Below are 23,983 nucleotides of genomic sequence, written 5' to 3'. Positions count from 1 at the left end.
CTCAACCGCCGAAGCGGCCCATCAGCGCCTGCTGGGCGCTCACCCCGGGTCCGCCATCGGCGGCGGCCACCGGCTCGTAGTGCCCGTCGGAGCGCAGCAGCCAGGCTTCGCGGGTGTCGTGCAGGTAGGGCACCAGGCATTCGTCGATCACACGCTGGCGCAGCGCGCGGTCGTGGATGGGCCAGGCCACCTCGATGCGGCGGAACATGTTGCGGCTCATCCAGTCGGCGCTGCTGAGGTACAGCGCCTCGTGGTCGTCGTCGTCGCCCCAGCGGAAGTACAGCACCCGGGTGTGCTCCAGGAAGCGGCCGACGATGGAGCGCACGCGGATGCGCTCGGTGAAGCCCTCTACCCCCGGGCGCAGCATGCAGGCGCCCCGTACCACCAGGTCGATGTGCGCGCCGGCCTGCGCCGCGGCCACCAGGCCGGCGATGAGCTGCGGGTCGGTGAGCGCATTGCACTTGACCACCACCCGCGCCGGCCGGCCTTCGCGTGCCGCATCGGCCACCTGGTGCAGGTGCTTGAGCATGCGGCCGTGCAGCACGAAGGGCGCGGTCAGCAGGTGGCGCGGCGGCTTCATCGCGGTGAGGCTGGCCAGCTGGTGGAACACCGCGTCGGCATCGGCCGTCAGGTGCTCGTCGGCGGTGAGGTAGCCGATGTCGGTGTACAGCCGCGCGGTGCGCGGGTTGTAGTTGCCGGTGGACAGGTGGCCGTAGCGGCGCAGGCGCACGCCTTCGCGCCGCGTCACCAGCAGCAGCTTGGCATGGGTCTTCAGGCCGACGATGCCGTACACCACCTGCGCGCCCACGGCTTCCAGCCGCTCGGCCCAGTTGATGTTGGCCTCCTCGTCGAAGCGCGCCTTCAGCTCCACCACCACCATCACTTCCTTGCCGCGGCGGGTGGCCTCGATCAGCAGGTCCATCAGCACGCTCTGGCTGCCGGTGCGATAGATGGTCTGCTTGATGGCCAGCACGTCGGGATCGTTCACCGCTTCGCGCAGGAACTGCACCACCGGCTCGAAGCTCTCGAACGGATGGTGCAGCAGCACGTCGCCCTGGCGCAGCCGCGCGAAGATGGACTGCGAGCGCGGCAGCCGGTGCACCGGCCAGGCTGGCTCATGGTGCGCAAAGCGCAGGCGGTCGGCCGCGGCCTGGTCGATCAGCTGGTTCAGCCGCACCAGGTTCACCGGCCCGTTGACGCGGTACAGCGCCGCGGCCGGCAGCGCGAACTGCTGCAGCAGGAAGGCCGACAGCTCCTCGGGGCAGCTCTTGACCACCTCCAGCCGCACCGCCTGGCCGAAGTGCCGGGTGGTCAGGCCCGAGCGCAGCGCCTGCCGCAGGTTGGTGACGTCGTCCTCGTCCACCTCCAGGTCGGAATCGCGGGTGACGCGAAACTGCGAGAAGGTCTCCACCTCGCGTCCGGCGAACAGGTCGCCCAGGTGCGCGCGGATCACGCTGGACAGCAGCACGAAGCCCTGCTCGCCCTTGTTGCACACGGTGGCCGGCAGCTTGATGACCCGGGGCAGCACCCGCGGCACCTTGACGATGGCGATGCTGCTGGCGCGCCCGAAGGCATCGCGCCCGCTGAGGCGGACGATGAAGTTCAGGCTCTTGTTGGCCACCAGCGGGAACGGGTGCGCCGGATCCAGCCCCACCGGCACCAGCAGCGGCATCACCTGCCGCTCGAAGAAGCGGGCCACCCACTGGCGCTGCGCCGGGTTGCGCTCGGCATGGTTGAGCACCACGATGCCTTCTTCGGCCAGCGCCGGCATCACCTGCTCGTTGAACAGGGCGTACTGCTCGTCGATCAGCGTGTGCGCATCGGCCGACAGCGCCTGCAGGTCGGCATCGGCCGCCGAGCCCATGGCGGCCGCGGCCTCCAGGTAGTCGGCATACCGCACCTCGAAGAACTCGTCGAGGTTGGACGAGACGATGGTGATGTAGCGCAGCCGCTCCAGCAGCGGCACGTCGGGCCGGCTGGCCTGGGCCAGTACGCGGCGGTTGAACTCCAGGATCGCCTGTTCGCGGTTCAGCGGCGCCAGGGTGACCGGCGCGGCCCCAGGCGGCAACGGCAAGGCAGCGGCCCGCGCCGCCTCGGCGGCGTTCGGATACGGCTGATCTGAGACATCCGGCATGAAGCCAGTTTATGAACCTTGTGCGAAAGAAATGTGACAGACGCGGTCAGTGCGCCTGGTCCCAGTTGGGGCCGATGCCCACCTCTGCCAGCAGCGGCACCTTCAGCGCGGCCACGCCGGCCATCAGGCGGGGCACCTCGCTGCGCACCCAGTCCACCTCGGCCTCGGGCACCTCGAACACCAGTTCGTCGTGCACCTGCATCACGATGCGCGTGGCCTTGGCGGCGCGGTCGATCTCGGCCTGCACCGCGATCATCGCCAGCTTGATCAGGTCGGCCGCGGTGCCCTGCATCGGCGCATTGATGGCCTGGCGCTCGGCCGCGGCGCGGCGCGGGCCGCTGCCACCCTGGATCTCCGGCAGCACGATGCGGCGGCCGAACAGCGTTTCCACGTAGCCGCGCTGGGCCGCGCTGGCACGGGTCTCGTCCATGTAGCGCTTGACGCCGGCAAAGCGGTCGAAGTAGCGGTCGATGTAGTTGCGCGCGGCCTTCTGGTCGATGCCCAGGTTGCTGGCCAGCCCGAAGGCGCCCATGCCGTAGATGAGCCCGAAGTTGATGACCTTGGCATAGCGCCGCTGCTCGCTGCTCACCTGGTCGAGCGCCACGCCGAACACCTCGGCCGCGGTGGCCCGGTGCACGTCGCGGCCCTCGGCGAAGGCGCCCAGCAGGCCGGGGTCCTCGCTGATGTGGGCCATGATGCGCAGCTCGATCTGCGAGTAGTCGGCGCTGGCGATCACATGGCCTTCGGGCGCGATGAAGGCCTCGCGCACGCGGCGGCCTTCCGGCGTGCGGATGGGGATGTTCTGCAGGTTGGGATCGTTGCTGGACAGCCGCCCCGTCACCGCCACCGCCTGTGCATAGTTGGTGTGCACGCGGCCGGTGTTGGGGTTGATCATCAGCGGCAGCTTGTCGGTGTAGGTGCCCTTGAGCTTGCTGAGGCTGCGGTGCTCCAGCAGCCGCGCGGGCAGCGGGTAGTCGGCGGCCAGCTTCTCCAGCACTTCCTCGTCGGTGGAGGGCGCGCCGCTGGCGGTGCGCTTGGCCACCGGCAGGCCCAGCTTGCTGAACAGGATCTCGCCGATCTGCTTCGGGCTGCCCAGGTTGAAGGGCTGGCCGGCGATCTCGTAGGCCTCTTGCTCCAGCGCCATCATGCGCTCGGCCAGCTGGTGGCTTTGCCGCGCCAGCGCTCCGGCATCCACCAGCACGCCGTGGCGCTCGATGCGCTGCAGCACCTCGCTGGTGGGCAGCTCGATGCTTTCGTACACGTAGCGCAGGCTGGGCGCGGCGGCCGGCTGCGCCTCGAGCTGCGGCCACAGCACGCGGTGCACATCCAGCACCATCTCGCTGTCCTCGCCGCTGTAGGTGGTGGCGGTCTTCACGTCCACCTGCGCGAACGGAATCTGCTTGGCGCCCTTGCCGCAGATGTCCTCGTAGGTCAGGCCCTTGCGGCCCAGGTGGCGGTCGGCCAGCTTGTCCAGCGCATGGGTGAGGTGCGCTTCCAGCACATAGCTCTGCAGCAGCGTGTCGTGGCGCCAGCCGCGCACGTGGATGCCGTGGTTGGCCAGCACGTGGGTGTCGTACTTGACGTTCTGGCCCATCTTGCCGGCGGCCGGGTCTTCCAGCCAGGGCTTCAGGCGGGCCAGCACCTCGTCCAGCGGCAGCTGCGCGGGCGCGTCGGCATAGTTGTGGGCGAGCGGCACGTAGGCGGCCTCGTGCGGCTGCACCGCGAAGCTGATGCCCACGATGCGCGCATGCATCGGGTCCAGCGAATCGGTCTCGGTATCGAGGGCCGCCAGCGGCGCGGCCTGCAGCCGCTGTAGCCAGGCGTCGAAGCGTTCCCAGTCGGTGATGGCCTCGTACACGCCCTGCACCGCCACCGGCTCGCACACCGTGGCGGCGGGCTGGGCGGCATCGCCCCGGCCCTCGGCGAAGGGCTCGTCGGGCGAGGCGAACATCGACGCGGTGGCCGCCATGCGCGCTTCCAGCTCGCGGCGCAGGCTCTTGAAGCCGTAGCGGGCATAGAAGTCGAGCAGCGCGGCGTTGTCGGGCTCGGCGAAATGCAGCGCGGTCATCGACTCGTCGGCGGGCCAGCCGGGCACATGCGCGGCCAGGTCGCAATCGGTGCGGATGGTCACCAGCTCGCGGCCCAGCGGCAGCCAGTCGAGCGCCTTGCGCAGGTTCTCGCCGGCCACGCCCTTGATGCCGGCGGCCGCGGCCACCACGCCGTCCAGCGACCCATGCTCGGCCAGCCACTTGGCAGCGGTCTTGGGGCCCACCTTGTCCACGCCGGGCACGTTGTCCACGGTGTCGCCGATCAGCGTGAGGTAGTCGACGATGCGGTTCGGCGGCACGCCGAACTTGGCCTGCACGCCGGCGATGTCCAGCGACTCGTTGCTCATGGTGTTGATGAGCACCACCTGCTCGTCCACCAGCTGCGCCATGTCCTTGTCGCCGGTGGACACGATGACCTTGCCGCCACGCGCAGCCACGGTGCGCGCCAGCGTGCCGATGACGTCGTCGGCCTCGATGCCGGGGATCTCCAGCACCGGCCAGCCCAGCAGCTTCACCACCTCGTGGATCGGCCGGATCTGCTGCGCCAGCGGTTCGGGCATGGCGGCGCGGTTCGCCTTGTACTGCGGATACAGGTCGTCACGAAAGGTCTTGCCGGGGGCGTCGAACACGCAGGCCGCATGCACCGCCGGGAATTGCGCGCGCAGCCGGGTGAGCATGGACACCATGCCGTGCAGCGCGCCGGTAGGGAAGTTGTCGGGCCCGCGCAGGTCGGGCAGCGCGTGGTAGGCGCGGTAGAGATAGCTGCTGCCGTCCACCAGCAGCAGCGTGGTGGGCGGCGCCGCTTCGGGCTCGGTGGTGCGGTGGGCGTCGCTGCCCGGGGCGGATGTCGTCTCGGTCATGCGGTGATTGTGCGTCGCTAGAATCGCCGCCATGAGCCCCGCCCGTTTTCTCCTGCCGTTTGCTGCCCTGGCGGCCCTGCACGGCCCCGTGTCGGCCGAGCCGATCGAGCCCAAGGTGCAACAAACCGTGGTCGAGGACGACGGCGTTCGCATCGAGGAACTGAAGGTTCGCGGCCAGACGCAGCGCCTGGTGGTGCGGCCGAAGGCCGGCGGCAAGGAGTACGAGATCATCCCGGCCGACGGCGCGCGCAACATGTCGCAGGCCGCCGGGGCCAGCCGCGGCGCGGCGGGCCAGCGGGTGTGGAACGTGCTGTCGTTCTGAAGCGGTGGCCGTCTTCACCGAAGTCTCCCCGGACGAGGCACGCACCTTCATCGCCGGCCTGGGCGTCGGCACGCTGCTTGAGCTGCGCGGCATCCGCGCCGGCATCGAGAACACCAACTACTTCGTCACCACCGACCGTGGCGAATACGTGCTGACGATCTTCGAGCGCCTGACCTTCGAGCAGCTGCCCTTCTACCTGCACCTGATGCAGCACCTGGCGCAGCGCGGCATCCCGGTGCCGGACCCGCATGCCGACGCGGCCGGCCAGATCCTGCACACGCTCAAGGGCAAGCCCGCCGCGCTGGTGGACAAGCTGGAAGGCGAGCACCAGCTGGCGCCTGACCTGCACCACTGCGCCCAGGTGGGCGGCATGCTGGCGCGCATGCACCTGGCCGGCGCCGACTATCCGCGCCAGCAACCCAACCTGCGCGGCCTGGCCTGGTGGACCGACACCATTCCGCTGGTGCTGCCCCACCTGGCGCCCGGCCAGCATGCGCTGATCAGCGAGGAACTGGCCTTCCAGCAGGCGCTGGCCGAATCGGCCGCCTTCCAGAGCCTGCCGCGCGGCCCCATCCATGCCGACCTGTTCCGCGACAACGTGATGTTCGCGGGCCTGCCGGGCCACGAGAAGCTCACCGGCTTCTTCGACTTCTACTTCGCCGGCGTGGACACGCTGCTGTTCGACATCGCGGTGTGCCTGAACGACTGGTGCATCGACCTGGACACCGGCACGCTGGTGGAAGAACGCGCCGCGGCCTTCGTGGCCGCCTACGAGCGCGAACGCCCGCTGGACGGCAATGAACACCGGCTGCTGCCCGCGCTGATGCGTGCGGCGGCCCTTCGCTTCTGGACATCGCGGCTGTGGGACTTCCACCTGCCGCGCGACGCCACGCTGCTGAAGCCCCATGATCCCACGCACTTCGAACGGGTGCTGCGGGCGCGGGTCGAACGGCCATGGCACCCGGCGCGCTAGCAGCGCCGCGGCCCCACCCAACCCGCGCACCGCGCGTGAACATCCCATGACGTTTCATCTTCACCCGGTTGCGCCGCGCCAGGGCATCGCCTGGACGCGCGAAGGCTTCCGCACCTTCTTCAAGCGGCCGATGGCGCTGGCCAGCCTGTTCATCACCTTCATGTTCGTGGGCGTGCTGGTGATGGCCGTGCCTGCGGGCGGCGTGCTGCTGGTGCTGGCGCTGCCGCTGCTGTCGCTGGGCTACATGATCGCCACCCGCTCGGCGCTGGCCGGCGGGCCGGTGCACCCCGGCCAGCTGATCGAGCCGCTGCGCACGCTGCCCGGCCAGGTGGATGCGCAGCGCCGGCGCAAGGCGCTGCTGGTGCTGTGCGGCCTGTATGCGCTGGTCACGCTGCTGATCATCTGGCTGAGCGGCAGCATCGACGGCGGCCGCTTCGACCGCCTGCAGGTGCTGATGGCCAGCGGCGAGAGCACCGACGCCGCCGAGGCCGAGATGCAGCAGCTGCTGGCCGATCCGGCGCTGGTCAACGGCCTGCTGGTGCGTTTCGGCCTGGCCGCGCTGCTGGCGGTGCCCTTCTGGCATGCGCCGGCCCTGGTGTGGTGGGGCGGCCAGGGCGTGGCGCAGGCGCTGTTCTCCAGCACCGTGGCCGTGTGGCGCACCAAGGCCGCCTTCTTCATGTACGGCCTGGCGTGGGCGCTGGTGGTGGGCGTGTTCGGCATCGTCACCGCCACCGTGTTCTCGTTGCTGGGTGCGCGGCAGCTGGTGGGCGTGGCCGCGATGCCGGCCGCGCTGATGTTCACCGTGGCCTTCTACGCATCGCTGTACTTCAGCTTCGTCGACACCTTCGGCCAGCCGGACTGAGCCCGCCGCGGCGCCAACGAAAAAAGGCCGGCTTGCGCCGGCCTTTTACTTGGCGGGTTGCGCCGATCAGCTGCCGACGACGCCGCCGCCGGTCTTGGTGATCACGATGGTGGCCGAGCGCGGCCGGGCGTTTGCACCGCCGGCGCCGTAGCCGGCGTTGCCGGGCCAGTGGCTCAGGTACTTGCTGGGGTCGGTCACCGTGGCCGAGCTGATGGTCTCGCCCGGGTGCTGGATGTTGACGAACAGCGCCTGGCCGTCCGGCGTCTCGGCGCAGCCGGTGATCTCGCAGTCCTTCGGGCCCACCAGGAAGCGGCGCAGCGTGGCCGGGGTGGGCGCCTTGCCCACGTAGGTGGTCACGTTCAGCGCGCTGCCGTCGGCCTTGCTGTAGGCCAGCGTGCGGGCCGCGCCGTCGCCCACCGTGCCGGGGATGCCGGCCAGCATCATGCAGTTGGTGACGTCGGTGTAGGCGCCGTCGTCGGTCTGGATCCAGCACAGGCCGGTGGCCTTGCTGAACCACAGGCCGTCGGGGCTGGAGAAGTCCTGGTCGGCCGTCAGCGACGACAGGTTCACCTTGGCGGCATCGCTGCCCGCCTCGGCGCCGAACAGGTACACGTCCCACTTGAAGCCGGTCGCGGCCGCTTCGCCCGCGGTTTCGGCCAGGCGCACGATGTGACCGTTGATGTTGCCCGGCGAGCCGGCGGCGGCGCCGCCGTAGCTGTCGGCATAGGCGCGCGGGTTGGCGGCATCCACCGCGGCCTGCGAGCTGCCCGAGGCTTCCACCTTGCGGTTGCTGTTGTTGGTGAGGGTGAAGTACACCTCGCCGGTGGTGGGATGGGTGGCGCACCACTCCGGGCGGTCCATCTTGGTGGCGCCCACCGCGTCGGCAGCCAGGCGGGCGTTGACCACCACGTCGGCCTGGTCGGCGAACGCATAGGCGGCGTAGCCCTTGATCGCCGCGTTGTCGATGCTCAGCTCGATCCACTGGCCCGAGCCGTCGGCATTGAACTTGGCCACATACAGCTTGCCGCTGTCCAGGTACTTGTCGCCGGTGGCGATGCGGTCGGCGGCGTTGGCATCGGCGGCCACCCAGTTGGCGGCCGACACCCACTTGTAGATGTACTCGCCGCGCGAGTCGTCGCCCATGTACACGGCCAGCGGCTTGCCTTCCACCAGCTTGCTGAAGGCGGCGCTCTCGTGCGCGAAGCGGCCCAGCGAGGTGCGCTTCTTGATGGCCTTGGACTTGTCGTAGGCGTCGATCTCAACCAGGTAGCCGAACGTGTTCAGCTCGTTGCGGTAGTCGTCGCTGCCGTCGGCCGAGGCGCCGGTCTTGCTGATGTTCCAGCGGGCGTACTTGTCGTCGGTGCCGCCGGTTTCCCAGCCGTGGCGGCTGGCCGAGCCCTGGGTGCGGCCATAGCGGTTGAGCGAGGCCACGCTCTTGTCGCCGCGCGCGGCGTTGTCGGTGGACGAGCGGAAGAAGTAGCCGGCCCAGTTCTCTTCGCCCGTCAGCATCGTGCCCCAGGGCGTGATGCCGGTGCCGCAGTTGTTCAGCGTGCCGCGGCCGGCGGTACCGGCGGTGGAGTACTTGGTCTTCATCAGCGCATTGCCACGGGCCGCGCCGGAGATCTCCACCGGCGTGAGCGGCGTGATGCGGCGGTTGTAGGCCGAGGCCTGGACGGTGCCGAAGACACCGTTGACCTTGCGCACTTCCACCACCGAGACGCCATGCAGCGGCACCTCGCGGTCCACTTCGGCGGCCGGACGCGGCAGCGTGTTGGTGCCGCCGTTGGCATGCACGAAGGCCGATGCCCGCTCGGTGCCGGCATGGCTGGTGGCCTCGTGGTTCATGGCCAGCAGGCCGCGCTCGGAACCGTTGGGGTCGCGGCGGGTGCCGTCGGCCGACAGGCCGAAGTACTCCATGCCGTCGTGGTGGTCGCCGGCACGGTTGTCGAAGTCGCCGTCGGTGCCGTCGTTCTTGTAGGCGGTGGCGCTGGCGGTGATGGGGTCGCCCAGCGCATAGATCACGCTGGCGGTGTAGCCGGCCGGCACGCTGCACACGTCGGCCACGCTCTTGGCCACGGGGGTGAAGGCCAGGGCCGTCAGCGGCTGCAGGGCGTCGTCGTTGTCGTTGTCGCTGTCACCGCCGCAGGCCGACAGGCCGATGCCGCCCAGCAGTGCGGTGGCCGCGGTGCCCACGCTGCCGCGCAGGAGGGAGCGACGCGACAGCCGCGTCTGCAGCACGGCGTCGAAGCTGGCGTTGCGGGTCGGGTTGTGGTCGATGGTGTCGGGATCGACGTAACGCAGTTCGAAGTCGTTCGGCTTGTTCAAGAGGAACCTCGCGGGTGCTGGGACAGACAAGCCCGCGATGTTGTGGACGCTCGATGAAAGGGGCATGACATGCGCATGACGGATGCATGACAGCCCCTTTGCCGTGCCGCCGCCTTACAGCTCAGGCGTGGTGGGCGGCGCCACCCGCGGCCTGGCCGCCATTTCCCAGGCATGGCCCAGGCGGATCAGCGTGCCTTCCGCGAACTCGCGACCCAGCATCTCGAAGGCCACCGGCTCAGCCACCGTGGCCGCGGCCGTCGCCTTGGCGAAGCCGGCCGGGAAGGCCATGGCCGGGAAGCCGCTGAACGGGCTGAGCCGGTTGTTGCTGCCGGAGTTGACGCTGGCGCCGTTGAAGCCCTGAAGCACCGGGTACACCAGCACGTCATATGCCGTGCCCTTGGCGGTGCCGGTGCTGAAGTCCACGTTGTCCAGCGCGGCCTGCACGCGCGGAATCACATAGGCGTCGCGCGGCTTCAGGTTGCGCTGCCAGGTGCGGTAGGCGGCGGTGCTGGTGTCGGCCATCGCCGCGTCGTTGGCGAGGTAGCTCTGGAACGAGCGCAGCACCACCGCCTCGGCCGGGTAGGTGGCCAGCGCGGCGGCCACCGCCTGGGTGCTGCGCAGGTGGTTGTCGGTGGTGGAGGCCCAGGACGACAGGTAGGCCGTGAGATCGGCGGTGAACTCATAGGCCGACAGGCTGGCGAAGCTGCCGGGGTTGCCTTCGATCGGTGCCGAGACCGCACCGATGACGGCGCGGTTGTCCTCGATGGTCACGTCCTCCACGATGGCGCCGGCCTCGCGCATCTTGGCCAGCGCGGCCTCCAGCGTGTCGAGGAAGGCCTGGTTGCTCGCGGTGGCGGCCGGGAACATCGCGCGCACCACGCCGATGCGTGCGCCCTTCAGGCCGTCGGCCTTGAGCTCCGCGGTGTAACTGGCGGGCACCTTGGCCACGGCCGCATATTCGGCGGCATTGGCCACCAGTGGCGCATCGAAGGCCTTGGCCGTGCGCTGGCCGCTGAAGGGGCTGGCGTCGTAGCCCACCATGGCGTCGAGCAGCAGCGCGCAGTCGGCCACGGCGCGGCACATCGGGCCGGCGGTGTCCTGCGAATGGGCCAGCGGCACGATGCCGTCCTGGCTCACCAGCCGCAGCGTGGGGCGGATGCCGAACAGCCCTTCCACCGCCGAGGGCACGCGCACCGAGCCACCGGTGTCGGTGCCCACGCCGATCATCGCGAAGCTGGCCGCCACCGCGGTGCCGGTGCCCGAGGAGGAGCCGCCCGGGCTGTTGGCCGGGATGTAGGCATTGGCCACGCGGCCGCCAAGCGCCGACGCGCCGCCGAAGCCGAAGGCGAACTCGTCCAGGTTGGCCTTGGCGATGATGATGGCGCCCTTGGCCTTGATGTTCTTCACGATGTAGGCATCGTCGGGCGGCTGGTTGGCCGCCATCACCAGCGAGCCCGCGGTGGTGGGCACGTCGACGGTGTCGACGTTGTCCTTCACGATCACCGGCACGCAGTGCAGCGGGCCCGCCAGGCGGCCGCTGCCGAAGTAGCGGCGGTCCAGCGCATCGGCTTCGGCCAGCGCGTTCGGGTTGGCCAGGATGACGCTGCGCAGCGCGGGGCTGGACGGAAAAGCGGCGCTGGCGTCCTTGTCGTAGGCGGCAATCCGGTTGAGGTAGCCCTGCACGATGTCGCGGCAGGACACCTGGCCCTTGCTCATCGCGTCGTGGAACTGGGCCACGCTGGTTTCCACCAGCGGGAAGGGCTTGCGGCCGGGGTCGAGGATCACGCCGTCGTCGTCGCCACCGCAGGCGGCCAGCACGGCCATCATCACGGCGCTGGTGCCCAGGGCCAGCCAGCGGCGGCGGCCGGCGAACAGGGTTGTCTCGTTGGGATCGGTCATCGGGGTACTGCTCCTGCTGCCCGCGCCGGCGCCTCACGATGAGGAAGACCGTCACACGGGCAGGGGCCCGGTGAATGCAACGCCCGTGCCTGGCTGGAGCGGCATGGCTCGCACGTGCCGACGCACCGGGGCGCCTTAGGATCGGCCTCTACCGGCTTCAGGGATGACCGCCCACTGTGGATGCAACCACGCTGTTGATCACCAACGCACTGCTGTCCTCGGCAGCCGCCATGGTGATGGGCGTGGTGCTGGTCACCCGCAGGACCTATCCCGGCTTCGGCTACTGGACCGCGGGCATCGCCTGCCTGGCGCTGGGCGCGGCGCTGCTGGTGCCTGGCGTGCTGCCGCCGACCTGGGCCACCCGGGTGGGCCGCAATGGGGTGCTGATGGCCGGGCACCTGATGCTGCTGCGGGGCATGCTGGTGTTCCGCGGCTGGCGGGTGGGGCCAGGCCTGGAGGCCGGCGTCGCGCTGGCGTTCCTGCTGCCCTTCGGCTACCTGAGCCTGGACGGCGCGCGGCTGGCCGACCGCATCGTCTGCTATTGCCTGTTCGCCGCGGCAGTGAACGGGGCCACGGTGATGGTGACCCTGCGCCGCAGGCCGCCGCACTTCGGCTCCAACGACCGGCTGCTGGCGCTGTGGCTGCTGCTGTTTGCGTTGATCACGCTGGTGCGCGCCGCGCAGGAGCTGGCCGACATCAGCACCGCCTTCGAGAGCATCAAGGGCTTTGGCAGCGTGTATGCGCTGGCGCAGATCCTGTCGGTGCAGCTGGTGACGCTGACGCTGGTCAGCATGAACTCGCAGCGCATCGAGTGGGACCACCGCGTCAGCGCCGCCGACCTGCAGGCGCGCGAGCAGCAGTTGCGCCTGATCGGCGACAACCTGCCCGCCGGCTTCATCTACCGCTACGTGCTGGCCGGCGGCCAACGGCTGTTCCACCATGTCAGCAGCGGCATCACCCGCACTTTCGGCCTGACGCCGGCCGCGGTGATGCATGACGCCGGCCCGCTGTTCGCCATGCTCGCGCCGCAGGCGCTCGACCGCTACCTGAGCGCGGAGCAACACAGTGCGGCCACCCTGACCGACTTCCACGCCACGCTGCTGTTCAACCTGCCCGACGGGCGCCAGCGCTGGCTGGACGTGCGCTCCCATCCGCAGCGCGCGCCCGACGGCGCCACCTTCTGGGACGGCGTGGCGCTGGACGTCACCGATGCGGTGGCGGCGCGGGCGCGGGTGGTGCGGCAGGCCGGCCTGTACCGCTGCCTGTCGCAGTGCAATGCGGCGGTGGCACGCTGCACCGACCAGAAGGCACTCTTCGACGCGGTGTGCCAGGCCATCATCGACGCCGCCTGCATGCGCCTGGCCTGGGTGAGCCTGGCCTGCGCGCACGGCCGGCTGCAGCTGCAGGCGCAGGCCGGCGCGCCCGAGGACCTGCCACCGCGGCTGCATGCCGACGGCGACATGCCCACCTCCGGCGACCAGGCCCTGCGCAGCGGCCAGCCCGTGTGGTGCCAGCACCTCCACAGCGACCCGCTGACCCAGGCCTGGCAGGCCCTGGCGCCGCAGGCCGGCCTGCAGGCACTGGCAGCCCTGCCGGTGCGCCGGGCCGGCAGGGCGGTCGGCACGCTGACCATCTGCGCCGGCGAAGCCCAGGCCTTCGACCCGGAGACCCAGCACCTGCTGATCGACCTGGCCGCCAACATCAGCTTCGCGCTGGACAACTTCGACCGCGAAGCCGCCCGCGAGCAGGCCCAGCAGGCGCTGGACGCCCATCGTCAGCACCTGGAGGAGACGGTGGCACAGCGCACCGGCCAGCTGGCCGAGGCCCGCGAGCGCGCCGAATCCGCCAGCCTGGCCAAGACCGCCTTCCTGGCCAACATGAGCCATGAGATCCGCACGCCGCTGAACGCGATGATCGGCATGGCCCACCTGATCCGCCGCGAGGACCTCAGCCCGCGGCAGGCCGACCGGCTGCTGAAGCTGGAAGTCGCGGCCAAGCACCTGCTGGAGGTGCTGAACGCCGTGCTCGACCTGTCCAAGATCGAGGCCGGCAAGATGACGCTGGAGACGGTGCCGCTGCGGGTGGAGGCCATCGTGGCCAACGTGCTGTCGATGCTGGGCGAGCGTGCCGAGGCCCGCAGGCTGCGGCTGCACAGCGAGGTGGACGCCATGCCCCGCGACCTGCTCGGCGACCCCACCCGGCTGCAGCAGGCCTTGCTGAACTACGCCAACAACGCCATCAAGTTCACCGACCAGGGCGGCGTGACGCTGCGCGCGCGGCTTCTGACCGAGGAGGCGCACAGCGCCTGGTTGCGCTTCGAGGTGGAGGACACGGGCATCGGCATCGACCCTGAAGCGATGCCGCGGCTGTTCGCCGCCTTCGAGCAGGCCGACCGGTCCAGCACGCGGCGCGCCGGTGGCACCGGGCTGGGCCTGGCCATCACCCGCAAGCTGGCCACGCTGATGGGCGGCGAGGCCGGCGCCGTGCCGCGGCCGGGCGGCGGCAGCATCTTCTGGTTCACCGCCCGGCTGCAACGCTCGGCCACCGCCGGCCACGCGCCCGCCCGTCGACCCGAGGCGGATGCGGAGGAAGCGCTGCGCCGCCGCCATGCCGGCGCCCGCGTGCTGCTGGCCGAAGACAACCCGGTGAATGCCGAGGTGGCCCAGGCCATCCTGGAAGAAGCGGGCCTGGTGGTGGCGCTGGCCGTCGATGGCGAGCAGGCGGTGGCCATGGCCCTGGAGGGCGGCTACCGCCTGGTGCTGATGGACATGCAGATGCCGCGGCTCGACGGCCTGGACGCATGCCGGGCCATCCGCCGGCAGCTGCCGTCGGCCACGCTGCCGGTGATCGCGATGACCGCCAATGCCTTTGCCGAAGACCGCGCCGAATGCCAGGCCGCCGGCATGGACGACTTCATCAGCAAGCCTGTGGACCCGCCGATGCTGTACCGCCTGCTGCTGCACTGGCTCGACCGCAGCCCGCCGGCCGTCGCCGGCTGAACCGTAGCGGAACTCAGTCCACCGGCGTGAGCTTGGCCACCGACAGCGCCAGCCACTTCAAGCCATGCCGGCCGAAGTTCACCTGCGCCCGTGCATCCTCGCCCTGGCCTTCCAGCGTGAGGATCAACCCTTCGCCGAACTTGGTGTGGAACACCGACTGGCCCACCCGCAGCCCGTGGCCGGGCGCCTTGGGCACCAGCGGCGGCGGCGCGGCCGGGGCCACGCGGCCCGCGCCCACCATGCCGCCGAAGCCGGAGCCGCGCTGCCAGGCCTGCTGGTACTCGCGCGCATAGCCTGAGCCAAAGCCCTGCTGCTTGGGCGTGAGCCACTTCAGCGCATGCTCGGGCAGCTCTTCGAAGAAGCGGCTCTTGACGTTGTAGCGGGTCTGCCCATGCAGCATGCGGGTCTGGCTGAAGCTCAGGTACAGCCGCTGCCGGGCCCGGGTGATGGCGACGTACATCAGCCGGCGCTCCTCTTCCAGGCCGTCGCTGTCGCTCAGTGCGTTCTCGTGCGGGAACAGGCCTTCTTCCATGCCGGTGATGAACACCGCATCGAATTCCAGCCCCTTGGCCGAGTGCACCGTCATCAGCTGCACCGCGTCCTGCCCGGCCTGGGCCTGGTTGTCGCCGGCTTCCAGCGCCGCATGGGTGAGGAAGGCGGCCAGCGGCGACACGATCTCGCCGGTCTCGGCATCGGGCGTCAGGTCGGGGCCGGGCGCGGGTGCATTGCCGCTCAGGCTGCCGGGGCCGTGCTCGTCCACCGGTAGCGCCACCGCATCCTTGCCGAAGCCTTCCTGCGTGACGAAGGCCTCGGCCGCGTTGACCAGTTCCTCCAGGTTCTCGATGCGGTCCTGGCCTTCCTTCTCGGTGCGATAGAAGTCGATCAGGCCGGCGTCCTGCAGCATGTGCTCGATGATCTCGCGCAGCGTCAGGCCCCGGGTGCGTTCGCGCAGGCCTTCGATCATGCTCACGAAGCCCGACAGGTTGCTGCCACCCTTGCCCGCCACCGCGCCCACGCTCTGGTACAGGCTGCGGCCGGTGCCGCGGGCCGCGTCCTGCAGCTGCTCGATGGTGCGCGCGCCGATGCCACGCGCCGGAAAGTTCACCACCCGCAGGAAGCTGGTGTCGTCGTTCGGGTTCTCGATCAGCCGCAGGTAGGCCAGCGCATGCTTGACTTCGGCCCGCTCGAAGAAGCGCAGGCCGCCATACACGCGGTACGGAATGCCCGCATTGAACAGCGCACTCTCGATCACCCGCGACTGCGCATTGCTGCGGTAGAGCAGCGCGATCTCCTTGCGCGCCAGGCCGCCGCGGTGCAGCTGCTGGATCTCCTCCAGCACCCATTGCGCCTCGCCGAAGTCGCTGGTGCTTTCCACCACGCGTACCGGCTCGCCGGGACCTTCGTCGGTGCGCAGGTTCTTGCCCAGGCGGCGGCTGTTGTGCGCGATCAGCGCATTGGCCGCGTCCAGGATGTTGCCGAAGGAGCGGTAGTTCTGCTCCAGCTTGACCACCTTCTGCACGCGGAACTCGCGCTCGAAGTCGGCCATGTTGCCCACCAGCGCGCCGCGGAAGCCGTAGATGCTCTGGTCGTCGTCGCCCACCGCGAACACGCCCTGGCCGCCGCCCGGCGGCGCGAACATCTTCAGCCAGGCGTACTGCAGTCGGTTGGTGTCCTGGAACTCGTCCACCAGCACATGCTTGAAGCGGTGCTGGTAGTGCGCACGCAGCGGATCGTTGTCGCGTAGCAGCTCGTAGGTGCGCAGCATCAGCTCGGCGAAGTCGACCACGCCTTCGCGCTGGCACTGGTCTTCGTACGCCTGGTACACCTCAACCATCTTGCGGGTGTGCTCGTCGCGCACCGGCACGTCGCGCGGGCGCAGGCCCTCTTCCTTGCTGCCGGCGATGAACCACGTCACCTGCTTGGGCGGAAAGCGCTCGTCGTCCAGGTTCATCGCCTTGACGATGCGCTTGACGGCCGACAGCTGGTCGGCCGTGTCGAGGATCTGGAACGACTGCGGCAGCGCGGCCAGCTTCCAGTGCGCGCGCAGGAAGCGGTTGCACAGGCCGTGGAAGGTGCCGATCCACATGCCGCGCACGTTGACGGGCAGCATGGCCGACAGCCGCGTCATCATTTCCTTGGCGGCCTTGTTGGTGAAGGTGACGGCCATCACCCCGCCAGGCGTGATGGCGCCCTGCTGCAGCAGCCAGGCGATGCGGGTGGTGAGCACGCGGGTCTTGCCCGAACCCGCACCGGCCAGGATCAGCGCCGGCTGCGCCGGCAGCGTCACCGCGGCCAGTTGTTCAGGGTTCAGGTTGCGCAGCAGCGGATCATCATGCATCCGGCCGATTCTAGGAGGGGGGTGCCGGCGGCCCGGCTGCCACGCCCGCGTGGCATGCTGGCCCGATGGGCTTGCCAGACTGGTTGACACCGCGCCGCGCCGACGCGCGGCCTGCACTGAACCTTGCGCTGCAGGGCGGCGGCGCCCATGGCGCCTTCACCTGGGGCGTGCTGGACGCGCTGCTGGAGGCCGACCGCTTCCACCTCTCTGCGCTGAGCGGCAGCAGCGCCGGCGCGATGAACGCGGTGGTGCTGGCCCAGGGCCTGCTGGACGGTGGCCCCGACGGCGCACGCGCCGCGCTGGAGCGCTTCTGGACCGCCATCGGCAGCCACCTGCCCTTCGAATGGCTGACCACCGGCCAGGACGACGCGCTTGCGTTCAGCCCCGCCGCACGGCTGCTGATGCGCTGGACGCAGTCCTTCGCGCCGCACCAGCTCAACCCGCTGGACCGCAACCCGCTGCGCGACGTGCTGGCCGCGCAGGTGGACTTCGAGCGCCTGCGCCATGACACCGGCGGCCCGCGGCTGAAGATCGCCGCCACGCAGGTCGACAGCGGCCGGCTGACGGTCTTCGAGCGCCACCAGCTCAGCCTGGAAGCGCTGCTGGCCTCGGCCTGCCTGCCCACGCTGCACCACACGGTGATGGTGGACGGCGAGCCCTATTGGGACGGCGGCTACAGCGCCAATCCGGCGCTGTTCCCGCTGCTGGCCGATGCCGGCTGCGCCACCGACACGCTGCTGGTGCTGCTGGCGCCGCGCAGCCATGCCAGCACGCCGCGCAGCGCCGCCGAGATCCGCGAGCGGGCGATGGACATCGCCTTCCAGGCGCCCTTCCTGCGCGAGCTGGCGCTGCTGCACGAGATGCAGGCCGCGCTGCAGCCACCCGCCTGGTGGCGCCGTGGCCTGCCAGCCCGGCTCGCGCGCGCCCGCTGGCACCTGGTCGACGGCCAGGCCACGCTGGCCGCGCTGCACGGCGAGACGCGGCTGATCGCGCACCTGCCTTTCCTGCAGCGGCTGCGCGATGCGGGGCGCGCCGAGGCGCAGGCCTGGCTGGCCAGCGGCGCGGGGCGGGTGGGGCGAGGCGGTGGGGTGACGTTGGGGGCGGTAGCGGGCAGACATGTTGCCCAACCATCCTTCTTGGAATAACATTGTTGTCACTATGCAAGCCATCCACGTCTCCATCCGAACCATCGGCAACAGCCGCGGCTTTGTCGTGCCGAAACCGATCCTGGCTCAGGCTGGCCTGGAGAACGCCACCGACGCCGAGATGCTGGTTGAAAATGGCGTCATCGTCGTGCGCAAGCCCACCAAGCCCGTGCGCAGCGGTTGGGCCGAAGCAGCCAGGCAGGTGGCGGCCGCGGGCGCCGACGAACTGGTCATGGGCGAATTCGGCAACGAGGGCGATGCGGAACTGGCATGGTGAAGCGGGGCGACATCTGGTTGGTGAACCTCGATCCCACCGTCGGCAGCGAGATCAAGAAGTCGCGGCCCTGCGTGGTGGTGTCGCCGCCGGAGTTGAATGACGCTCTTCGCACGGTCATCGTCGCGCCCATGACGTCCAAAGGTTTCGCGGCGCCATTTCGGCTGCCGGTGACGCATGCGGGCACCAAAGGCCTGGTCTTGCTCGACCAGCTCCGCACCGTCGACAAGGTGCGTCTGAGCAAGAAGCTGGGTCGCCTGACTCCCAAGACTTTGAGCAGCACCCTGGCCACGCTGCAGGAAATCTTCGCCGAGTGATTTCCGGCAACCCGCCGGACGCTGTCAAGCCTCCACCTCCTGCGAAGCCGGCCCGCTCGGCCGCTCGTGGCGGCCGAGCTGGAAGAAGATCCACGAGGCCATCACCGACAGCGCGCCCACGCACAGGTAGGTGCGGTGGAAGGCCGGCATCAGCGCCTCGCCTTCCAGTGCCTGCGGATTGAAGGCCAGCAGCAGGCTGGCCGCGGCGGCCACGCCCAGGCTCATCGACAGCTGCATCATCACCGACAGCAGGCTGTTGCCGCTGCTGGCGGTGCGCTCGTCCAGGTCGCTCAGGCTCAGCGTGTTCATCGCGGTGAACTGCAGGGAGTTGACGATGCCGAAGCAGGCCAGGTGCAGCAGGATCACCGCCTGCGGCGTGCCGCGGTCGATCAGCGAGAAGCCGGCGATCATGCCGCCCAGCATCAACGTGTTGGCCACCAGCACGTTGCGGTAGCCGTAGCGGCCGATCACTCGTTCCGCGAAGCGCTTGGCCACCATTGCGCCGGCCACCGTGGGCACCATGCTCAGGCCCGCGGCCGAGGGCGAATAGCCCAGCCCCACCTGCAGGAACAGCGGCGTGAGGAAGGGCATCGCCCCGCTGCCCAGCCGGCTGAACAGGTTGCCGGCGATGCCCACCGCGAAGGTAGGAATGCGGAACAGCTGCAGCCCGAACAGCGGCTGCTCGGCCCGCGCCGCATGCAGCCAGTAGCCGCACATCGCGGCCAGGCCGGCCACCAGCAGCAGCACCGAAGCGGCCGTGCTGAAGGCCCGCTCGCCCAGGCCCTGCAGCGCCAGCGACACCAGCATCAGGCCCAGCGAGAACAGCACGAAGCCGCGGCCGTCGAAGCGCGGGCGCTGGGCCGCGCGCAGGTCGGGCATGTAGCGCGTGGTCAGCAGCACGCCCAGCAGGCCTACCGGCAGGTTGATGAGGAACACCCAGTGCCAGCTCGCCACCTCCACCAGCCAGCCGCCCAGCGGCGGCCCCACCAGCGGGCCGAACAGGCCGGGGATGGAGACGAAGGCCAGCGTCTTCAGCAGCTCGGCGCGCGGAAAGCTGCGCAGGATGGCCAGCCGCCCCACCGGCAGCATCAGCGCGCCGCCCAGCCCCTGCACCACCCGGCCGGCCACCAGCACCGGCAGCGTGGGCGCCAGCGCGCAGAACAGCGAGCCCAGCGAAAACAGCGCGATCGCCGACATGAAGATGCGCCGCGTGCCGAAGCGGTCGGCCAGCCAGCCGGAGGCGGGGATGAGCAGCGCCGTGGTGAGCATGTACGCCACCACCACCGACTGCATGCGCAGGGGGCTTTCGCCCAGGCTGCGCGCCATGCTGGGCAGCGCGGTGTTGAGGATGGTGGCGTCCAGCGTCTGCATGAAGAACGCGACGGCGGCGAGCCAGGGCAGCAGCCGCCGGGTGGGGGTATCGGGCACGAAGACTTCCTTGCTGGACCTGGCGCGTAGAATCAGTCACCGGGCCCAAATTTTGGCGCCCGGTTTTTCTTGGGCACTTACGGTGCCCGGCCGGGTTCCAAGTCAAGCGCTCGCCTGACGTTATTAAGGAGCCTGGCTCATGGAAATCTTCGACTACGACAACGTTCTGCTGCTGCCGCGCAAGTGCCGGGTGGACAGCCGCAGCGAGTGCGACACCTCGCTCGAATTCGGCGGCCGCCGCTTCAACCTGCCGGTGGTGCCGGCCAACATGAAGACGGTGATCGACGAGCCGATCAGCCAGTGGCTGGCGGCCAACGGCTACTTCTACGTGATGCACCGCTTCGACGTGGACAACGTGGCCTACGCCCGCCGCATGCGCGACAAGGGCCTGTTCGTGTCGATCAGCTCGGGCGTCAAGCCGGCCGACTTCGAGGTGATTGACCGCCTGGCCGCCGATGGCGTGGGCGCCGACTACATCACCATCGACATCGCCCACGGCCATGCCGAGAGCGTGCGCCGCACCATCGAGCACATCAAGCACAAGCTGCCCAAGGCCTTCGTGATCGCCGGCAACGTGGGCACGCCCGAAGCCGTGATCGACCTGGAGAACTGGGGCGCCGACGCCACCAAGGTGGGCATCGGCCCGGGCAAGGTGTGCATCACGCGGCTGAAGACGGGCTTCGGCACCGGCGGCTGGCAGCTCTCGGCGCTGAAGTGGTGTGCCCGCGTGGCCACCAAGCCCATCATTGCCGACGGCGGCATCCGCGACCACGGCGACATCGCCAAGAGCGTGCGCTTCGGCGCCAGCATGGTCATGATCGGCTCGCTGTTCGCAGGCCACGAGGAGTCGCCCGGCCAGACGGTGGAAGTCGACGGCAAGCTGTTCAAGGAGTACTACGGCTCGGCGTCCGACTTCAACAAGGGCGAGTACAAGCACGTGGAAGGCAAGCGCATCCTCGAGCCGGTGAAGGGCCGCCTGGCCGACACCCTGCGCGAGATGCGCGAAGACCTGCAGAGCTCGATCTCGTATGCCGGCGGCACCGGGCTGGCCGACGTGCGCCGGGTCAACTACGTGATCCTGGGCGGCGACAACGCCGGCGAGCATCTGCTGATGTAGCCCCGCCTACAATCGGCGATCCCCCTGCAACGCCCTCGCGCCGGCCCGTTTTCCGCGGGCGGGCGCACCGGCCATCTTCGCCATGACCGAACTCGCCAAGTCCTTCGAACCCGCCGCCATCGAGGCCCATTGGGGTCCGCTGTGGGAGAAGAGCGGCGTCTACGAGCCCACGCTCGATCCGGCCAAGCCCAGCTTCAGCATCCAGCTGCCGCCGCCCAACGTCACCGGCACGCTGCACATGGGCCATGCGTTCAACCAGACCATCATGGACTCGTTGACGCGCTACCACCGCATGCGCGGCTTCAACACGCTGTGGGTGCCGGGCACCGACCATGCCGGCATCGCCACGCAGATCGTGGTGGAGCGCCAGCTGCAGGACCAGGGCCTGAGCCGGCACGACCTGGGCCGCAAGAACTTCGTGGCCCGCGTGTGGGAATGGAAGCAGCAATCGGGCTCCACCATCACGCAGCAGATGCGCCGCATGGGCGACAGCGTGAGCTGGGGCCACGAGTACTTCACCATGGACGACAAGCTGTCGAAAGTGGTCACCGAGACCTTCGTGCGGCTGTACGAGGAAGGCCTGATCTACCGCGGCAAGCGCCTGGTGAGCTGGGACCCGGTGCTCAAGAGCGCCGTCAGCGACCTGGAGGTGGAGAGCGAGGAAGAGGACGGCAGCCTCTGGCACATCCGCTACCCCATCGAGGGCAGCGACGAATCGCTGGTGGTGGCCACCACGCGGCCCGAGACGATGCTGGGCGACACCGCGGTGATGGTGCACCCGGAGGACGAGCGCTACACGCACCTCGTCGGCCGCCAGGTGCGGCTGCCCGTCACCGGCCGGCTGGTGCCGGTGATCGCCGACGACTACGTGGACAAGGCCTTCGGCACCGGCGTGGTGAAGGTCACCCCGGCCCACGACACCAACGACTACCAGGTGGGCCTGCGGCACCAGCTGCCGATGCTCACCATCTTCGACCTGGAAGCCAAGGTCAGCGGCGCCGAGGTGCCGGAGATCCCCGCCAGCTACGTGGGCCTGGACCGCTTCGTCGCGCGCAAGCAGATCGTCGCCCAGCTGGAAGCCGAAGGCCTGCTGGTCGAGGTGAAGAAGCACAAGCTGATGGTGCCGCGCTGCGCCCGCACCGGCCAGGTGATCGAGCCGATGCTGACCGACCAGTGGTTCGTGGCGATGACCCAACCGGGCGCCAACGGCCAGAGCATCGCCGAGGAAGCCATCGGCGCAGTGCAGTCCGGCGAAGTCAAGTTCGTGCCGGAGAACTGGGTCAATACCTACAACCAGTGGATGAAGAACATCCAGGACTGGTGCATTTCGCGCCAGCTCTGGTGGGGCCACCAGATCCCGGCCTGGTACGGCGAGAACGGCGAGCTGTTCGTCGCCCGCAGCGAGGAAGAAGCGCGCGAGCGCGCCACCGCTGCCGGCTACACCGGTGCGCTGCAGCGCGACGAGGACGTGCTGGACACCTGGTACTCCTCGGCGCTGGTGCCCTTCAGCACCCTGGGCTGGCCCGAGCAGACGGTCGAGCAGGACCTCTTCCTGCCCAGCAGCGTGCTGGTCACCGGCTACGACATCATCTTCTTCTGGGTCGCCCGGATGATCATGATGACCAAGCACTTCACCGGCCGCGTGCCCTTCCGGCACGTGTACATCCATGGCCTGGTGCTGGATGCGCAGGGCAAGAAGATGAGCAAGAGCGAGGGCAATGTGCTCGATCCGGTCGATCTGATCGACGGCATCGAGCTCGGGCCGTTGCTCGACAAGCGCGTGGTCGGCCTGCGCAAGCCGGAAACCGCGCCCAAGGTGCGCAAGGCCACCGAAAGGGAATTTCCGGCGGGCATTCCGGCCTATGGCGCCGATGCGCTGCGCTTTACCTTCGCGGCCATGGCCACGCTGGGCCGCAGTGTCAATTTCGACAGCAAGCGCTGCGAGGGTTACCGCAATTTCTGCAACAAGCTCTGGAACGCCACCCGCTTCGTGCTGATGAACTGCGAAGGCCAGGACTGCGGCCTGGCCGAGCACAGCAAGGCCGAATGCGCGCCCGGCGGCCCGTTCCACGGCTACATGCAGTTCAGCCCCGCCGACCGCTGGATCAGCAGCGAGCTGCAGAAGGTGGAAGCCGCGGTGGCCCAGGGCTTCGCCGAGTACCGGCTGGACAACGTCGCCAACACGATCTACAGCTTCGTGTGGGACGAGTATTGCGACTGGTACCTGGAAGTGGCCAAGGTGCAGATCCAGACCGGCAACGAAGCGCAGCAGCGCGCCACCCGCCGCACGCTGATCCGCACGCTGGAAGCGGTGCTGCGGCTGCTGCACCCGATCACGCCCTTCATCACCGCCGAGCTGTGGAACACGGTGGCGCCGGTGGCCGGGCGTGAAGGCCCGTCCATCGTCACCGCCGCCTATCCGCAGGCGCAGCCGGAAAAGATCGACGAAGCGGCCATCGCCTGGATGGCGCGGCTGAAGGCCACCGTCGGCGCCTGCCGCAACCTGCGCGCCGAGATGAACCTGTCGCCTGCCGAGCGGGTGCCGCTGATCACGCTGGGTGATGCCGACTTCGTGCAGGCCGTTGCGCCGCTGCTGAAGGCACTGGCCAAGCTGTCGGACGTGCAGGTGTTGGCCGACGAAGCCGCCTTCGATGCGGCCACCGCCACCGCGCCGGTCTCGGTGCTGGGCGACATCCGCCTCGCCCTGCATGTGGAAGTGGACGTGGCGGCCGAGAAGGCCCGCCTGGCCAAGGAGATCACGCGCCTGAAAGGCGAGATCACCAAGGCCAATGCCAAGCTGGGCAACGAGAGCTTCGTGGCCCGTGCGCCCGCCGCCGTGGTGGATCAGGAGAAGGCCCGACTGGCCGACTTCACCCAGACCGTGGCCCGGCTGCAGGCCCAGGCCGCGCGGCTCGAAGCCACGGCGTGAGCGGCCGGGGCGG

15 protein-coding genes are annotated in these 23,983 nt (G+C 69.6%); 9 read left to right on the top strand and 6 right to left on the bottom strand.

Features of this window, described 5'->3' with window-relative positions; genetic code table 11:
- Position 1: 1 nt before the first annotated feature.
- Complete coding sequence (gene ppk1, locus VO99_RS04280; RefSeq protein WP_046111590.1) at positions 2-2,134, bottom strand: polyphosphate kinase 1; 2,133 nt, start codon at positions 2,132-2,134, stop codon at positions 2-4.
- A gap of 46 nt (positions 2,135-2,180) precedes the next feature.
- On the bottom strand, positions 2,181-5,042 hold the full coding sequence (gene polA, locus VO99_RS04275; RefSeq protein WP_083440352.1) for a DNA polymerase I: 2,862 nt from the start codon (positions 5,040-5,042) through the stop codon (positions 2,181-2,183).
- A 31-nt stretch (positions 5,043-5,073) separates the two neighbouring features.
- Between polA and VO99_RS04270 the strand changes: the two genes are divergently transcribed.
- Genes VO99_RS04270 through VO99_RS04260 form a run of 3 tightly spaced genes read left to right on the top strand, consistent with a single transcriptional unit; the run spans position 5,074 to position 7,199 of the window.
- Positions 5,074-5,364 carry a hypothetical protein gene (locus tag VO99_RS04270; protein WP_046111589.1) on the top strand — a complete coding sequence of 97 codons (291 nt, stop codon included), beginning with the start codon at positions 5,074-5,076 and terminating at the stop codon, positions 5,362-5,364.
- Between the two features lie 4 nt (positions 5,365-5,368).
- Positions 5,369-6,337 (top strand): homoserine kinase, encoded by a 969-nt coding sequence (locus VO99_RS04265; RefSeq protein ID WP_046111588.1) that lies wholly within the window; start codon positions 5,369-5,371, stop codon positions 6,335-6,337.
- Positions 6,338-6,383: 46 nt separating this feature from the next.
- Positions 6,384-7,199, top strand: a complete 816-nt coding sequence (locus VO99_RS04260) for a BPSS1780 family membrane protein (protein ID WP_046111587.1) — start codon at positions 6,384-6,386, stop codon at positions 7,197-7,199.
- Positions 7,200-7,265: 66 nt separating this feature from the next.
- Here VO99_RS04260 and VO99_RS04255 read toward each other — a convergent pair whose 3' ends face one another.
- Together VO99_RS04255 and VO99_RS04250 are read right to left on the bottom strand one after the other, a co-directional pair.
- On the bottom strand, positions 7,266-9,524 hold the full coding sequence (locus VO99_RS04255; RefSeq protein WP_046111586.1) for a PhoX family protein: 2,259 nt from the start codon (positions 9,522-9,524) through the stop codon (positions 7,266-7,268).
- 114 nt (positions 9,525-9,638) lie between these two features.
- Positions 9,639-11,423 carry an amidase family protein gene (locus VO99_RS04250; RefSeq protein ID WP_052736079.1) on the bottom strand — a complete coding sequence of 595 codons (1,785 nt, stop codon included), beginning with the start codon at positions 11,421-11,423 and terminating at the stop codon, positions 9,639-9,641.
- Positions 11,424-11,617: 194 nt separating this feature from the next.
- Here VO99_RS04250 and VO99_RS31165 point away from each other — a divergent pair, with 194 nt between their 5' ends.
- On the top strand, positions 11,618-14,422 hold the full coding sequence (locus VO99_RS31165) for an ATP-binding protein (RefSeq protein WP_232315262.1): 2,805 nt from the start codon (positions 11,618-11,620) through the stop codon (positions 14,420-14,422).
- A 13-nt stretch (positions 14,423-14,435) separates the two neighbouring features.
- Here VO99_RS31165 and VO99_RS04235 read toward each other — a convergent pair whose 3' ends face one another.
- On the bottom strand, positions 14,436-16,760 hold the full coding sequence (locus VO99_RS04235) for a UvrD-helicase domain-containing protein (RefSeq protein ID WP_046111585.1): 2,325 nt from the start codon (positions 16,758-16,760) through the stop codon (positions 14,436-14,438).
- A gap of 65 nt (positions 16,761-16,825) precedes the next feature.
- Here VO99_RS04235 and VO99_RS04230 point away from each other — a divergent pair, with 65 nt between their 5' ends.
- Genes VO99_RS04230 through VO99_RS04220 form a run of 3 tightly spaced genes read left to right on the top strand, consistent with a single transcriptional unit; the run spans position 16,826 to position 18,496 of the window.
- Complete coding sequence (locus tag VO99_RS04230; RefSeq protein WP_046111584.1) at positions 16,826-17,905, top strand: patatin-like phospholipase family protein; 1,080 nt, start codon at positions 16,826-16,828, stop codon at positions 17,903-17,905.
- Positions 17,906-17,918: 13 nt separating this feature from the next.
- Entirely contained in the window at positions 17,919-18,182 is a 264-nt protein-coding gene (locus tag VO99_RS04225) for an AbrB/MazE/SpoVT family DNA-binding domain-containing protein (RefSeq protein ID WP_046111583.1), read from the top strand.
- Complete coding sequence (locus tag VO99_RS04220) at positions 18,176-18,496, top strand: type II toxin-antitoxin system PemK/MazF family toxin (RefSeq protein ID WP_046111582.1); 321 nt, start codon at positions 18,176-18,178, stop codon at positions 18,494-18,496. The genes VO99_RS04225 and VO99_RS04220 overlap by 7 nt, the downstream gene beginning before the upstream one ends.
- A gap of 24 nt (positions 18,497-18,520) precedes the next feature.
- Here the strand turns inward: VO99_RS04220 and mdtD are convergent, their stop codons facing one another.
- Positions 18,521-19,924: a multidrug transporter subunit MdtD gene (mdtD, locus tag VO99_RS04215; RefSeq protein ID WP_046111581.1), complete on the bottom strand. Its 1,404-nt coding sequence runs from the start codon at positions 19,922-19,924 to the stop codon at positions 18,521-18,523.
- Between the two features lie 139 nt (positions 19,925-20,063).
- Between mdtD and VO99_RS04210 the strand changes: the two genes are divergently transcribed.
- Positions 20,064-21,041, top strand: coding sequence for a GMP reductase (locus VO99_RS04210; RefSeq protein ID WP_046111580.1), 978 nt, complete (start codon positions 20,064-20,066; stop codon positions 21,039-21,041).
- Positions 21,042-21,123: 82 nt separating this feature from the next.
- Positions 21,124-23,970: a valine--tRNA ligase gene (locus VO99_RS04205; protein WP_046111579.1), complete on the top strand. Its 2,847-nt coding sequence runs from the start codon at positions 21,124-21,126 to the stop codon at positions 23,968-23,970.
- Positions 23,971-23,983 lie beyond the last annotated feature (13 nt).

The organism is Aquincola tertiaricarbonis (genome assembly GCF_000969605.1).
GTDB classification, from domain to species: Bacteria; Pseudomonadota; Gammaproteobacteria; order Burkholderiales; family Burkholderiaceae_C; genus Aquincola; species Aquincola tertiaricarbonis.
Note: the sequence above shows the minus strand (reverse complement) of the source record. Positions and strands in the feature narration are given on the sequence as shown.

Bases quoted from the DNA above. Each gene is read 5' to 3' on its own strand.
- ppk1 (WP_046111590.1), bottom strand. From the start codon at position 2,134: ATGCCGGATGTCTCAGATCAGCCGTATCCGAACGCCGCCGAGGCGGCG.
- polA (WP_083440352.1), bottom strand. From the start codon at position 5,042: ATGACCGAGACGACATCCGCCCCGGGCAGCGACGCCCACCGCACCACC.
- VO99_RS04270 (WP_046111589.1), top strand. From the start codon at position 5,074: ATGAGCCCCGCCCGTTTTCTCCTGCCGTTTGCTGCCCTGGCGGCCCTG.
- VO99_RS04260 (WP_046111587.1), top strand. From the start codon at position 6,384: ATGACGTTTCATCTTCACCCGGTTGCGCCGCGCCAGGGCATCGCCTGG.
- VO99_RS04250 (WP_052736079.1), bottom strand. From the start codon at position 11,423: ATGACCGATCCCAACGAGACAACCCTGTTCGCCGGCCGCCGCCGCTGG.
- VO99_RS04235 (WP_046111585.1), bottom strand. From the start codon at position 16,760: ATGCATGATGATCCGCTGCTGCGCAACCTGAACCCTGAACAACTGGCC.
- VO99_RS04230 (WP_046111584.1), top strand. From the start codon at position 16,826: ATGGGCTTGCCAGACTGGTTGACACCGCGCCGCGCCGACGCGCGGCCT.
- VO99_RS04225 (WP_046111583.1), top strand. From the start codon at position 17,919: ATGCAAGCCATCCACGTCTCCATCCGAACCATCGGCAACAGCCGCGGC.
- VO99_RS04220 (WP_046111582.1), top strand. From the start codon at position 18,176: ATGGTGAAGCGGGGCGACATCTGGTTGGTGAACCTCGATCCCACCGTC.
- VO99_RS04210 (WP_046111580.1), top strand. From the start codon at position 20,064: ATGGAAATCTTCGACTACGACAACGTTCTGCTGCTGCCGCGCAAGTGC.
- VO99_RS04205 (WP_046111579.1), top strand. From the start codon at position 21,124: ATGACCGAACTCGCCAAGTCCTTCGAACCCGCCGCCATCGAGGCCCAT.